Source organism: Corallococcus llansteffanensis (assembly GCF_003612055.1).
GTDB lineage: Bacteria > Myxococcota > Myxococcia > Myxococcales > Myxococcaceae > Corallococcus > Corallococcus llansteffanensis.
Map to the genome: position 1 here is coordinate 1 of NZ_RAWB01000269.1, position 13309 is coordinate 13309.

8 protein-coding genes and 2 pseudogenes are annotated in these 13309 nt (G+C 68.3%); 8 read left to right on the forward strand and 2 right to left on the reverse strand.

From position 1 onward, the window contains the following. A partial coding sequence (locus D7V93_RS44500) for a hypothetical protein (RefSeq protein WP_208723126.1) occupies positions 1 to 482 on the forward strand: 482 nt, incomplete at its 5' end. Between the two features lie 434 nt (positions 483 to 916). On the opposite strand, the pseudogene D7V93_RS23765 reads toward D7V93_RS44500, so the two are convergent. Together D7V93_RS23765 and D7V93_RS23770 are read right to left on the reverse strand one after the other, a co-directional pair. Next, a pseudogene (locus D7V93_RS23765) lies at positions 917 to 1339 on the reverse strand (molybdopterin-dependent oxidoreductase); the annotation flags it as partial. A 271-nt stretch (positions 1340 to 1610) separates the two neighbouring features. After that, complete coding sequence (locus D7V93_RS23770; protein WP_120645588.1) at positions 1611 to 2423, reverse strand: hypothetical protein; 813 nt, start codon at positions 2421 to 2423, stop codon at positions 1611 to 1613. A gap of 417 nt (positions 2424 to 2840) precedes the next feature. Here D7V93_RS23770 and D7V93_RS23775 point away from each other — a divergent pair, with 417 nt between their 5' ends. The 7 genes and pseudogenes from D7V93_RS23775 to D7V93_RS23805 all read left to right on the forward strand — a co-directional run. Next, positions 2841 to 6254 carry an ATP-binding protein gene (locus D7V93_RS23775; protein ID WP_158623837.1) on the forward strand — a complete coding sequence of 1138 codons (3414 nt, stop codon included), beginning with the start codon at positions 2841 to 2843 and terminating at the stop codon, positions 6252 to 6254. Continuing rightward, positions 6251 to 6607 carry a response regulator gene (locus D7V93_RS23780; protein WP_120645590.1) on the forward strand — a complete coding sequence of 119 codons (357 nt, stop codon included), beginning with the start codon at positions 6251 to 6253 and terminating at the stop codon, positions 6605 to 6607. The genes D7V93_RS23775 and D7V93_RS23780 overlap by 4 nt, the downstream gene beginning before the upstream one ends. A gap of 103 nt (positions 6608 to 6710) precedes the next feature. After that, positions 6711 to 8654: a discoidin domain-containing protein gene (locus tag D7V93_RS23785; protein WP_158623838.1), complete on the forward strand. Its 1944-nt coding sequence runs from the start codon at positions 6711 to 6713 to the stop codon at positions 8652 to 8654. A gap of 238 nt (positions 8655 to 8892) precedes the next feature. Further along, positions 8893 to 9396 carry a chalcone isomerase family protein gene (locus D7V93_RS23790; RefSeq protein ID WP_244237471.1) on the forward strand — a complete coding sequence of 168 codons (504 nt, stop codon included), beginning with the start codon at positions 8893 to 8895 and terminating at the stop codon, positions 9394 to 9396. Between the two features lie 112 nt (positions 9397 to 9508). Next, entirely contained in the window at positions 9509 to 10321 is an 813-nt protein-coding gene (locus D7V93_RS23795; protein WP_120645593.1) for an OmpA/MotB family protein, read from the forward strand. Between the two features lie 30 nt (positions 10322 to 10351). After that, positions 10352 to 12970: a TonB-dependent receptor domain-containing protein gene (locus D7V93_RS23800; protein ID WP_120645594.1), complete on the forward strand. Its 2619-nt coding sequence runs from the start codon at positions 10352 to 10354 to the stop codon at positions 12968 to 12970. Positions 12971 to 12974: 4 nt separating this feature from the next. Continuing rightward, positions 12975 to 13309, forward strand: a pseudogene (locus D7V93_RS23805) (hypothetical protein); the annotation flags it as partial.

Below are 13309 nucleotides of genomic sequence, written 5' to 3' on the forward strand. Positions count from 1 at the left end.
GGATGATGGTCGCCTCAGGGGGGGCCGCGGGAGCGGGTGTCGTCGTCGAGGGCATCAGCGTGTCTGCGGTAGCCGCAGGCGCCGGAGCGGCGGTGGCCGCGGTTGCGAACGCGGAAGGAGCGAAGAACGCGCTCCAGATGGCGAACCAGGCCGGGAACCAAGGAGGAAGTTCTACCGCGCCTGGTAAGGGGCCAGATCCCTCGAAAGTCAATCCACAAAGCGTGCTTGATGGGATGAGTAGAAATAACGTCAAGCATGCTGCGAAACATTTGTCAGAGTTTCAGCGGCTCGATCCGAATATCTCTGCTGAGAAGGTGCGCGAAATTGGCGCAAGTCTTGTGCGTCCCGAGAACCTACTGTCGAGTTCGAGTTCGACGCAGATGGCCTTTCAGGGAGCTGTTGAGATTGGTGGGCAGCGAGTTACAGTCCGGACCGTTCTGAACGAGCTTGGCAAACTGCACAGCGTTCATATTCGATACTGAGGGCTTTATGGACTATTTGGGGAGGTATATTCGCTGGCGACTTGATGCGGGTGAGATTGAGCCGTACGATCCTTTGGGGGATCTGTCTATTATTGGTGATGATGGAGAGATAGAAGAGCAGGGGACGCTCATCAACGCCTATCTTGTTGCGATAGGAGAGGGGTTGGGGCGTCTGAGATATGAGTCGCGAGTGGCCGTGGATGTCGTTGTTGAACCCTATGTGCTCGAGTTCGTCAGGGAGACTGGTGGGTTGCGGGTCGAATATCGTGACCGTAGCGCCCTGATCAGGAATCTGGATGCATTCGCAGGGGAACTCAAGCTTGCGGCACGGAGGCTTGTTGTCGTTCTTGATGAGGCTGCGGATCGCAGTGGTGTCGAAAGGCCGTTGATGACTGAGTTGAGGGAGGTCTCAACTTGATGATGGGATGGTGCCAATCGACGGAGGTGGCGGAGAACCGGTTGCGCGAGCGCAGCGCGCGAAGGAGCCCGGGGCCGAACATCATCGCGCCCAGGTTGTGGACGTTGGGGTTGCCCAGGTAGGCGCCCACGGAGTGGGGCCCGTGTTCCTGCTGGAGCGCATGGAGGCGCCGCGTGATGTCGCTGAAGGCGTCCTCCCACGACACGCGCTCCCAGCCGGAGGCGGTGCGCTTCATGGGGTGGCGCAGGCGGTCCGGGTCCTCATGGAGGTCGCGCAGGGCCACGGCCTTGGGACAGATGTGGCCCCGGCTGAACAGATCCGCGTCGTCGCCCTTGATGGACGTGATGCGCCCGTCTGCCACTTCGATGCGAACGCCGCACATCGCTTCACAGAGGTTGCAGGTGCGGAAGTGGACCTGGGGCGAGGAGGAGGCGCTCATGGGGGACAGCCTACGCCGACTTCCTGGTCGCTGGATTGGGGCGCGAAGGTGGAGTCCACCCTTGGGCTGGTGGCAACAGTCGCGGGTGCGGGCGGAATGAGTGCGGGCGTGGGCCAGGAGCTCACCACGATTCCGACGGACCAGGACGCGGCCTTCGAGGAGCACTGAGGCCGCGATCACCTCTTCCTGTCCATGACCTGGAAGCCCGGGCCGGCGATCCTGGCGAGATCGCCGTCCCTGGCTTTTCCATCACGGCTCCTTCGGAATCAGCCTACTGGCACGACGCCGGATACGACGGGGTGACGACGGTCTGCCCCGTCTGCGTGATGGTCAAGACGGTGCCCTCCGTGGCGCCAGTCACGGCCTTCGCCGTGGCGGTGAAGCCAGCCGTTCCGTTCAGCGTGACCTTGTAGATGAACCGGCAGCCTCCCACCCAGGACGCGTCCGGCACAGTTGCACGGGTGCCATTCGGGCACCCCTCCGGCACGAAGCCGATCAGCGGCAGGTTGGTGGAATACTGGTCCCTCTCCGCGAAGTACGACTGCTCCACCACGTAGATGTAGCCCATGTTGGACCGGGCCTCCCGCAGCTGGGCTTCGCAAGTGAAGGACTGCGGCGACTGGCACTCCGCGGAGTCCACGTAGCGGCGCACCCCCTGGCGCTCCAGCCAGAAGAGGCGGCCGGAGACGGGGTGGGTGCCAATCTGGAGCGTGAGGCCCGCGGACGCCGTCCCCGCCACTCCCTGCGCCACCGCCGTGAAGCCCGGCGAGGGATGCGGCGTGATGCCCGTGATCTTGTAGGAGAAGTTGCACCCGGAAACCCAGCCCGCTCCCGGCACGGGGGCGCGGCTGCCGTTCGGACACGCCGCGGGCGCGAAACCGGCACTGGTGAGGTTCAGCGTGAAGACATCATACTCTCCGAAATACCCAGATTCCGCCGCGTAGAGCGACCGCATCTCGCGGATGGCCTCGCATTCCACCGTGCCGCAGTCCACCGGCGTCCCCACGTCCGCCCAGGCGGTCGCGGACACTCCTGCCATTCCCATGCACACCACGGCCAGCCACTGCTTCAGGTTCTGCTTCATGAGGCGAGAGCTCCTTCTCGGGAAAAAGTCGCGCGTTGGACACGCGCGCCCTGTCACCGGTTCCGTTCACCATTACAGGACATCCGCTCCCGCCCTGGGGTGAGTGTCAATCAGCCGCTGAAGGAGATGGCGCCGCGAGTAGGCTTTCGCGGGCGTGTTGAGGGGGGACGTTCGCTGGCGACTCGAAGCAGGTGAGCTTGAGCCGTACGGCCCATTGGGGAACCTGTCTGGGGTGGGTGACGACTCGGCTGCCTGCTCGCCCCCCCCTGGTTTCAGGTACAACGCGATCGTTCCCTGCTCGACGATTCAAGTCCGCGAACCGTGCTCGGCTGCCTTGTTCACCTGGACCGGGGTACGTATATCTCCGCGATGGCTACGCTTCCGGGAGGGCTCGAATGGCTTGCGGGCGGAGGCGAGATGGCGGCGCTCATCGCGTCGCTGGACTGGTCCCACTCGCCGCTGGGCCCCATCGAGTCGTGGCCGCAGAGCCTGCGCACCACCGTGAGCCTCTGCCTCGCGTCCAACTTCCCCATCAACATCATCTGGGGTGACGGCCACAACCAGATCTACAACGCCGGCTACCGCGTGGTGTGTGGCGCCGTGCACCCCCGCGCGATGGGGGAGAGCTACCGCGTCACCTGGGCTTCCGCCTGGCCGGCCATCGGTGAGCCCTTCGAGCGCGCGCTCGCGGGCGAGACGTCCTACCTCGAGAACCAGCGGATGTTCCTCGAGCGCAACGGCTACCCGGAGGAGACGTTCTTCACCTTCTCGCTGAGCCCCATCCGTGACGAGTCCGGGAAGGTGGTGGGCCTCTTCCACCCGGTGACCGAGACCACCCTCACGATGCTCGCCCAGCGACGGACCCGGGCGCTGCGAGACATCGCCGACCGCGCGGGGCAGGCCCTGGTGTTCGACGAGGCCTGCGCCCTGCTCCTCACGACCCTGGGGCAGTACCACTTCGACCTGCCGTTCGCGCTGCTCTACGTGACGACGCCCGACGGGACCGAGGCGCGGCTGCGCGGGACGTGCGGCACCCCGGTGGGCGGTCCGCTCGCGCCCCAGGTCCTCCGACTCTCGGCCGACGCGGAAGCCGGGACCTGGCCGCTCGCGCGCGCGGTGCGCAGCGGACGGGCGGAGCAGGTGACGGACCTGGCGGCCCGCTTCGGGCAGGTGTCCGCGGGCCCGTACCCGGAGCCCCTGGGGACGTCGTTCGTGCTGCCGGTCCGGGTGGCCGGCGTGGACGCGCCGCTCGGGTTCCTCGTCATCGGGGCGAGCCAGCGGCTCCCGCTCGATGATGGGTACCGGGCCTTCGTGGAGATGCTGGGCGGGGCTGCGAGCGCGGCGCTCGGGAACGCGCGCGCCTATGAGGCGGAGCGACGCCGGGCCGAGGCGCTCGCCGAGATTGATCAGGCGAAGACGGCCTTCTTCAGCAATGTCAGTCATGAGTTCCGCACGCCGCTCACGCTGCTGCTCGGGCCGGTGGAGGACTTGCTGTCCGGCCTGCGCGGCGAGCTGTCGGACGCGGCGCGCGGCGAACTGCAGGTCGTGCACCGCAACGCGCTGCGGCTGCTCAAGCTGGTGAACGCGCTGCTCGACTTCTCCCGCATCGAGGCCGGCCGCGCCCAGGCCACGGTGGAGCCCACCGACCTGTCCGCGCTCACCCGCGACGTCGCGAGCGCGTTCCGCTCCGCCGTGGAGCGCGCGGGCATGCGGCTCGTGGTGGACGCGGAGCCGCTCGGGGAGCCGGTGCTCGTCGACCGCGAGATGTGGGAGAAGATCGTCCTCAACCTCGTGTCGAACGCGTTCAAATTCACGCACGCCGGGGAGATCCGCGTCACGCTGAAGCGGGAGGACGGCTTCGCCGTGCTGTCGGTGCGGGACACGGGCATCGGCATCCCGGAGGCAGAGCTGGGCCGCGTGTTCCAGCGCTTCCACCGCGTGCAGGAGGCGAAGGGGCGCACCCACGAGGGCAGCGGCATCGGCCTGGCGCTCGTGCACGACCTCGCGAAGCTGCATGGCGGCTCGGTGGAGGTGCGGAGCGTCGTGGACGAGGGCTCCACCTTCTTCGTCCGCGTCCCGTTCGGAAAGGCCTTCTGGATGGAGTCGCCGGCTCCGGGAGGAGCGCAGCGCCCCGTGGCGAACCCGGTGCGCGTCGAGGCGTTCGTCGAGGAGGCGCTCCGCTGGTCGGTGACTCCGGAGCCCGGAGGACCTCCGGAGGTGGACCGCGGAAGTGGAGCGCCGCCCGCCGGGCCCGCGCGGGTGCCGCCCTCGTCGGACACGGAGCAGGGGGCCCGTCCGCGAATCCTGCTCGCCGACGACAACGCCGACATGCGCGACTATGTCCGCCGGCTCCTCGAGCGGCGCTACCAGGTGACGGCGGTGCAGAACGGGGCGGAGGCGCTCCGGTCAGCGCGGGAATCGCGTCCGGACCTGGTGCTGTCGGACGTGATGATGCCGGTGATGGACGGCATTGAACTGGTGCAGCGGCTCCGCGCGGACGAAGCGCTGTGCACGCTTCCGGTCATCCTGCTGTCCGCGCGCGCGGGGGAGGAGGCCACGGCGAGCGGGCTGGAGCTGGGTGCGGACGACTACCTGACGAAGCCGTTCGCGGCCCGCGAGCTGTTGGCCCGGGTGCAGGCGCAGCTCGCCATGGCGGCCATGCGGCTGCGGGCGGCGGAGCAGGACGCGCACGCGGAGAATCTGGCGCAGCAGCAGCGGTGGCTGGAGGCGGTGCTGAACCGCCTGCCGACGCCCACGCTGCTCGTCGACCCGGACTCGCGCCGGTTCACCTTCGCGAACCACGCCGCGCACCAGCTCGCGGACGGCCAGTTTCCCTCCGAGCTCGACGACGCGGGGCGCGGCCCTTCGTTCCGCCTCACCGATGATGCCGAGCGCCCGCTCGACCTGGAGCGCGCGCTGGACGCCCCGGTTCGCGACCTGGAGGCGGTCGGGCACTCACCCGCGGGGCGTCTCCACCTCGTGGTCGACTCCGACGTCGTCCCCGCCATCGGGCAGCAGCCGTCTCGGACCATCCTCACGATGCGGGACATCTCGCGGCTCAAGAAGGTGGAGCGGGAGCTGAAGACGCTGCTTGGCGCGCGCGACGAGTTCCTCTCCATCGCCTCGCACGAACTGAAGACACCCATCACGTCCCTGCGGATGCAGTTGCAGCTGGCGGCGCGCGGCGTGAAACCCGAGGAGAACCGCACCCCGAGTCCCGAGCGGCTGGCGAAGACGCTGCGCGTGTCGTTGATCCAGGTGGACCGGCTGACGAGCCTCGTCGACGACCTGCTCGACGTGGCGCGCATCCGGACGGGCACGCTCGACCTCGACTTCCTGGAGGTGGACTTCGCCCAGCTCGCCTCCGACATGGTGGAGCGCCTCTCCGGGCAGCTCGCGCAGGCGGGCTGTCGGGTGCGGCTGGACCTTCCACCGGTGCTCGTGGGGGTGTGGGATGCGCGCCGGTTGGAGCAGGTGCTGACGAACCTCGTCTCCAACGCGATGAAGTACGCGGCGGGCTCGGCGCTGGAGGTGCGTCTGGCGGAGGAGGGGGACCTCGTCCGCCTGGAGGTGCGCGACCAGGGGCCCGGCGTGCCGGAGGCGCAGCGCGAGAGCATCTTCGACCGCTTCGACCGCGGCATCGCTTCACGCAACGCCGGAGGGTTGGGCCTGGGGCTCTTCATCTCGAAGCAGATCGTCGTGGCCCACGGCGGACGGATCTCCGTGGAGGAGGGGCCGGAAGGGGGCGCGTGCTTCGTGGTATTGCTGCCCCGGGACGCGTCGTATTCGCAGCAGCGTCCCGCAGCCACCGCGCAGGAGAGCCGGGCATGAGGCGTTGCATCCTGGTCGTGGAAGATGACTTCTACATCCGTGAGTCCATCCGCGAGGTGCTCGAGGAGGAGGGCCACACGGTGGTGTGCGCGGAGCACGGGGCCCAGGCGCTCACCGCGCTGGAGACGATGCAGACCTGCCCCGACGTCATCCTCCTGGACCTGATGATGCCGGTGAAGGACGGCTTCCAGTTCCGCACCGAGCAGCGAGCCGACGCGCGCTTCGCCCACATCCCGGTGGTGGTGATGAGCGCCGACCCGCAGCTCGACAGTCGCCGCGAGGTGCTCGCGGCCCGCTCCTACCTGCGCAAGCCGGTGGACATCGACCTGCTGATCGCCGCCGCGGCGGCGTAGAGGTTAAAACAGGTTTAAACTTTAAAACAGGCAATGCATGATGGTCCTCCATTTCCTTTCGGGAGGCACCTTGCAACGACTTCGTTCTCTGGCTGGCGCACTGGTGACGGTCGCGCTCATCAGCTGTGGCGCGCCGGAAGGCCTGGAGCCTTCCTCCCCACTCGCGTCGCAGCGCGCGGGTGTGGACGCCGCGCTGATCAACGTCACCTTGAACAAGCCGGCCACGGCCACGTCCTCGCAGTCTCCGTTCCTGCCGGAGTACGCGGTGGATGGGAACATCACCGACGACGCCTCGCGCTGGTGCCCCGGCATCTACAATGCGACGCGGCAGCTCGACATCGACCTCCAGGGCACGTTCGACCTGGTCCGGATGGAGCTCTACACCGGCTTCCGGGACACGAAGCCCATCAGCCACTTCGAGCTCTCCTATGACGATGGAACCGGCTGGAAGCTCATCCCCGGCGCGAGCCAGACGGCCAACGCGAGCATCGCGGTGTCCACGACCTTCACCCAGCCGGTGACGGCGAAGAAGGTGCGGTTCACCTGCCTGGATCCGCTGGCGGACAACTGCCGCGTGAAGGAGCTGTGGATCTTCGGCTCGCCCCACGGCACCACGAACCTGCCCCCGGTGGCGAACGCTGGCGCGGACGCGTCGCTCACCCTGCCCGCCAACAGCTTGACCCTGAGCGGGAGCGCGACCGACGCGGATGGCACCATCGCCACGTGGGCCTGGACGCAGGTGAGCGGCCCCACCGCGACGCTGAGCGGCGCGGGCACCGCCACCCTGGGCGTGAGCGGCCTCTCCGCCGGAGTCTCCACCTTCCGGCTCACCGCCACCGACAACGCCGGGGCCACGGCTTCCGACGACGTGAGCGTGACGGTGGTCGCCCCGGCCGTGGTGACGAACGTCGCCCTCAACAAGCCTGTCTCCGCCGGCAGCACCAATGGGACCTACCTGCCGGCGCTCGCGGTGGATGGCTCGCTCACCACCCGCTGGGAGTCGGCCTACAGCTTCATGACGCACAACTACCTCGACGTGGACCTCCAGGGCCCGCACGAGCTGCAGAGCGCGGAGCTGCACCTCTCCATCAGCGCCACCTCGTCGTACGCGATGCCGGCCTTCGAGCTGCAGGCCTGGGACGGTGGCTGCTGGAAGACCATCCCCGGAACGGTGGTGGAAGGAAACCCGGTCAGCACCACGCAGAAGACGCTCACCTTCACGAGCCCCGTCATCACCCACCAGGTCCGCGTGGTCTGCAAGGACGCGCCGTACTGCCGACTGCGCGAGCTCAAGCTCCTGGGGCGGCCGAGCACGGTCACGCCCACGGGCCCCACCACCTGCGCCGCCGGCCAGCAGACCGTGGCGCGCGGCCCGCGCTATGACGCCGCGGTGTTCCTCCCCGAGCACTACAACGAAGACCGCACCACGCACTGGCCGCTGATCATCGCGCTGCATGGGATTGGCGGCTCGACGCTCACCGTGGACCGCACCGCCGTCCTGAGCAACCCGGAGGGGCTCGCGAAGCAGTTCAACTCGGCCAGCTTCCGCGCGGCGATGCAGGCCATCGTCATCTCCCCCAACCAGCGCATGCCGTTCACCAACAGCGGCAATGGTTGGTTCAACAGCGCCACGTTGATCGCGCTGCTCGAGGACGCCAAGAAGAACTACCGGGTGGACGCGGACCGCGTCTACTTCACGGGCCTGAGCGGTGGCGCCAACACGAGCGTCGAGCTGGGGATGACACACACGGACCTGCTCGCGGCCATCGTCCCCATCGCGCTCACCTCCACGCCCACCAACAGCCCGGAGGTCTGCGACCTGAAGCCGCTGCCCATCTGGGCCTTCCACGGCGCGCTCGACACGCCGTCGCGCTCCACCAGCATCAAGGTCTGGCTCGACACGAAGTGCGGCCCGGGCACGAGCGCGATGCGCGACGTCACCGTCTATCCCAACGGCGGTCACAACGGCGCCACGTGGGACACCGCCTACGCCACCCCCACCCTCTACGACTGGCTCCTGCAGCAGCGCCGCAGCGACCGGCCGTAGCTCCTACCCCGGTACCCCAGCACCCCGGCGACCCCCCAGCCGGGGAGTCATTTGAACCTCCAACAGCCTTGCCAGAGAACGCGGATTGCCGTCCAATGGTGCACAAACCAATGATCGCGCCCGGTAGCCGTTTCCGGGACAGTGCGCACCGTTGCGATCACCGGCTCGGAAGAGGGTGAAGGGGAAGGCGATGACGGGGACGGCGTGGAAAAAGGGAGCGCGAGGGTTCGCGCTGGGGATGCTCCTGCTTCTGGGCGGGGTCGCCCAGGCGGGACAGGCGGGCGGGGTCAACATGCCGGATTCCCTCCAGGTGGAGGGGCGCACACTCGCGCTCACCCACATGGAGCTGAAGAAGAAGCTCTTCTTCAATGTCTACGTGTGGAGCCTCTACATGGAGGAGGAGCCCACCTGCTTCCAGCAGGCCGTGTCCTCCAACAGCCTGAAACGACTGCACTTCCGGTTCCTGCGCACCATCACCCGGGACCAGCTCGTGGGCAGCTTCCGCGAAGGCCTGCGCCAGAACCCGGCCATGCGCGAGGACGCCCTCAACCAGTCCCTGGAGAAGCTCCTCTCGTCGCTCCATGACGTGCGCAAGGGGGACGACCTCGTCCTCACCTACCTGCCGGGCTCCGGCCTCCACGTCTCCGGCGGCGCCAGCGGCGGCGTCCACATCCCCGGCAAGCCCTTCGCGGATGCCCTCTTCAGCTCCTGGCTGAACACCCACCCCATCTTCCCCCGCTAGCACTCCCGGCTGGGAAGTTGGGCCTCAAAACAGGTGCGCGTTTCTCCTAGGCTGATGGCGCGGGAGCGGTAGGCTCGGACCCGCCAACATCTTGTCAGGAGGAAGCGTACATATGCGGACACGTCTGGTTCTGGCTGCCCTGGTTGCCCTCTCCACGGGTTGCGTCTCGCAGGGCAAGTTCAACGAGAAGGCCCTGGAGGCCGAAGGGCTGACGAAGAACCTCACGGACGAGAAGGCGGCCCGCGCGGCCGCCGAGGCGAAGATCCAGGCGCTGGAGGAGCAGCAGGCGGCGCTGAACCAGGAGAAGGCCGCGCTGGAGACGCGCCTCAACGCGTCCGAGAGCCGCCTCACCGGCGCCGCGGCCGAGCGCCGCGCCCTGGAGGAGAAGAACGCGGAGCTGACCGCGCTCAACGACGAGCTGGCGCGCAACTCCAAGAAGCTCGCGCAGGCGAAGGAGGAGCTGGAGAAGAAGAGCGCCGAGTACGAGAGCCTGGCCCAGAGCCTCAAGCAGGAGATCTCCGACGGCAAGATTGAACTGTCGGAGATGAAGGGCCGGATGACCGTGCAGCTCAAGGACAAGATCCTCTTCGCGTCCGGCTCCGCGCGCGTGGGCAAGGAAGGCCAGGACGCGCTCGTGAAGATCGCGGACGCGCTCAAGACGGTGCGCGGCCGCATCATCCGCGTGGAGGGCCACACCGACGACGTGCCCACGGGTGGCGGACAGTTCCCCACCAACTGGGAGCTGAGCCTGGCGCGCGCGATGGCGGTGGTGCGCTCGCTGCAGGACTCGGGCGTGGATCCGACGTCGCTGTCGGCGGCGGGCTACGGGCAGTATCAGCCCATCGTTGCCAACGACACGCCGGAGCACAAGAGCCAGAACCGGCGCATCGAAATCGTGCTCGCCCCCGGCCTCGGAGGGCGCTAGGAGGGTGCGCGGGAGACCCGCGCACCCTTCATGAAAACGCTCGCTTGCGTCGTCTGTCTTTTGCTTGCGACCGGGGCTGCTGGCCAGGCCCCGGACGCAGGTGTTCCCGCTGGCGATGCCGGCGCTCCCACGGGCGTGCTGACGAAGCCGCCCGCCCTCGTGCGCCAGGTCGAAGCAGCCTACCCGCCGGACGCCGCCGCCCAGCAGCTCGAGGGCACGGTGGTGATGTTCATCGACATCTCGGAGACGGGCGCCGTCACGAATGTCGAGGTCACCCAGCCCGCCGGCAACGGCTTCGACGAGGCCGCGGTGGCCGCCGTGAAGCAGTTCCAGTTCGAGCCCGCGGAGGTGGACAACGTCCCCGCGCCGGTGCGCATCCAGTACGCCTACCAGTTCGTCTTCCGCGCGCCGGAGCCTCCCCCGGAAGCCGCCACCGACGGCGGCGTCGCCGAGCCGCAGGGTCCGGTGAACTTCAGCGGCAAGGCGCTGGAGCGCGGCACGCGCAAGCCGCTCGTGGGCGCGGAGGTGGTGCTGACGGAGCTGGACCGCTCCACCGTGACGGACAGCGAGGGCCGCTTCTCCTTCCGGGGCGTCCCGGTGGGCACGCACCCCGTGGTGGTGGTGATGGGCAGCTACGACCGCTTCCGCACGCAGGAAACCATCGTGGAGGGGCAGGAGACGCAGGCCACGTACTACGTGCAGCGGCGCATCTTCAGCCCCTACGAGACGGTGGTGAGAAGCGACCGCGAGCGCAAGGAGGTGACGCGCACCACCATCCAGGTGGCGGAGGTGCAGCGCATCCCGGGCACGCAAGGTGACACGCTCAAGGTGGTGCAGAACCTGCCGGGCGTGGCGCGGCCCGCGTTCAACGGCGGCGCGCTGGTCATCCGTGGGACGAGCCCCCAGGAGTCGGGCGTCTTCCTGGACGGCCTGCGCATCCCCATCCTGTATCACTTTGGCGGGCTCACCTCCGTGTACAACTCGGAGCTGCTGGAGGCGGTGGACTACCTGCCCGGCAACTTCTCCGCGTACTACGGCGACATCACTGGCGGCGTCATCAACGTGCGCAGCCGCGAGCCGCGCACGGACCGGCTGCACGCCACGGTGGGCATCAGCCTCATCGAGTCCAACGCGGTGGTGGAGGGCCCCATCACGGACACGCTGAGCTTCGCGATTGGCGGCCGGCGCTCGTACATCGACGTGGTGCTCAAGGCGGTGCCCATCGACGACAACAGCCTCCAGGTGGCGCCGCGCTACTACGACGCGCAGGCGAAGCTGGTGTGGAAGCCGAACAAGCGCCACACCTTCACGCTGCAGGGCCTCACGTCGCGCGACCGGCTGGCGCTGCTGTTTGATCAGCCAGCGGACAACGACCCGTCTGTCAACGGCGGCCTGGACGTGACGACGGGCTTCAACCAGCTGCGCCTGCGGCACCAGTACCGCGAGGGCAAGCTGACGCTGGACACGCACGCGCTCATCGGCAACACGCTCCTGGACTTCGCCATTGGCGAGCGCGGCCTGCGCATCGCATCCACGGACCTGTTCCTGCGGCCGACGGTTGAGTACGCGTTCAACGACGCGGTGACGGTGGCGGGCGGCCTGGACGTGGTGGCGAACCTGTCGAAGGTGCGCGCGAGCATCCAGCGGCCGCCGCGCGAGGGCGAGCCGCCCACGCCGCTCGTCGCCGAGGACCTCATCAACCTCGACGGTGCGTTCACCCAGTACTACCCGTCCGCCTGGGCGGAGGTGCGGTGGCGGCCGGTGAAGGACCTGCTGGTGGTGCCGGGCATCCGCACGGAGAGCTACATCTTCACGGAGCAGCAGGAGGTGAAGCGCACGGTGAACCCGCGGCTGGCGGTGCGCTACGCGCTCACGGAGACGCTGACGTTGAAGGGCGGCGCGGGCGTCTACCACAGCCCGCCGACGCAGGATGAGCCGTCCCCGGGGTTCGGCAACCCGGACCTGGGGGCGAAGCGGTCGCTCCAGTACAGCGTGGGCGCGGAGTGGCAGGCGCGGCCCGAGTGGTTCGTGGGCAGCGAGGTCTTCTACAACGACCTGGACGACCTCATCGTGCGCTCCACCGCGCGCATCGAGCGCGACGGCGAGTCGGTGCCGGAGGTGCTGAAGAACGGCGGCGTGGGGCGCATCTACGGCTTTGAGTTGCTGGTGCGCCGGGCGCTGACGGACCGGTTGTTCGGCTGGGTTTCGTACACGCTCAGCCGCAGCGAGCGTCGGGACGCGCCGGGGGCGCGCTGGCGCCTGTTCGACAACGACCAGACGCACGTGCTGACGACCATCGCCAGCTACAAGCTGCCGAAGGGCTGGGAGGTGGGCGCGCGGTTCCGCTTCGCGTCGGGCAACCCGACGACGCCGGTGGAGGGGGCGAAGCGCGACGACACGACGGACGTGTTCATCCCGTACTACGGCCCCACCAATTCGCAGCGGCTGCCGTCGTTCAACCAGTTGGACATCCGCGTGGACAAGAACTTCATCTTCGACACGTGGAACCTGGACGTCTACCTGGACCTGACGAACGCCTACAACAACCAGTCCGTCGAAGGCGTGGCCTACAACTACAATTACTCTCAGCGCGAGTTCTTCAAGGGCCTGCCCATCCTGCCCATCCTCGGCGCCAAGGGGAGCTTCTGACGCCATGCGCACCCCCGTCCTGCTGACTGCCGCCCTGCTGGTGTTGAGCGCGTGCGGTGCCGACTTCGAATCGCAGAGTGAGATCCGCCGCGTGCGCGTGCTGGCCATCAAGGCGGAGCCCGCGGAGCTGGCGTTGGACCCCAACGCGTCCACGCTGCCGCCGCCGGTGACGTTCAACGCGCTGGCGGTGACGCCGGACGCGCGGCCGGTGACGGTGACGTACGCGCTGTGCCGGCCGGACGTGAACCCCTACGGGGACACGGGCTGTCCGGGGGCTGGCGGGGTGGCGCTGCAGAACGGGGTGCTGTCGCTGAGTGACCCCGCGGTGCAGGCGCTGCT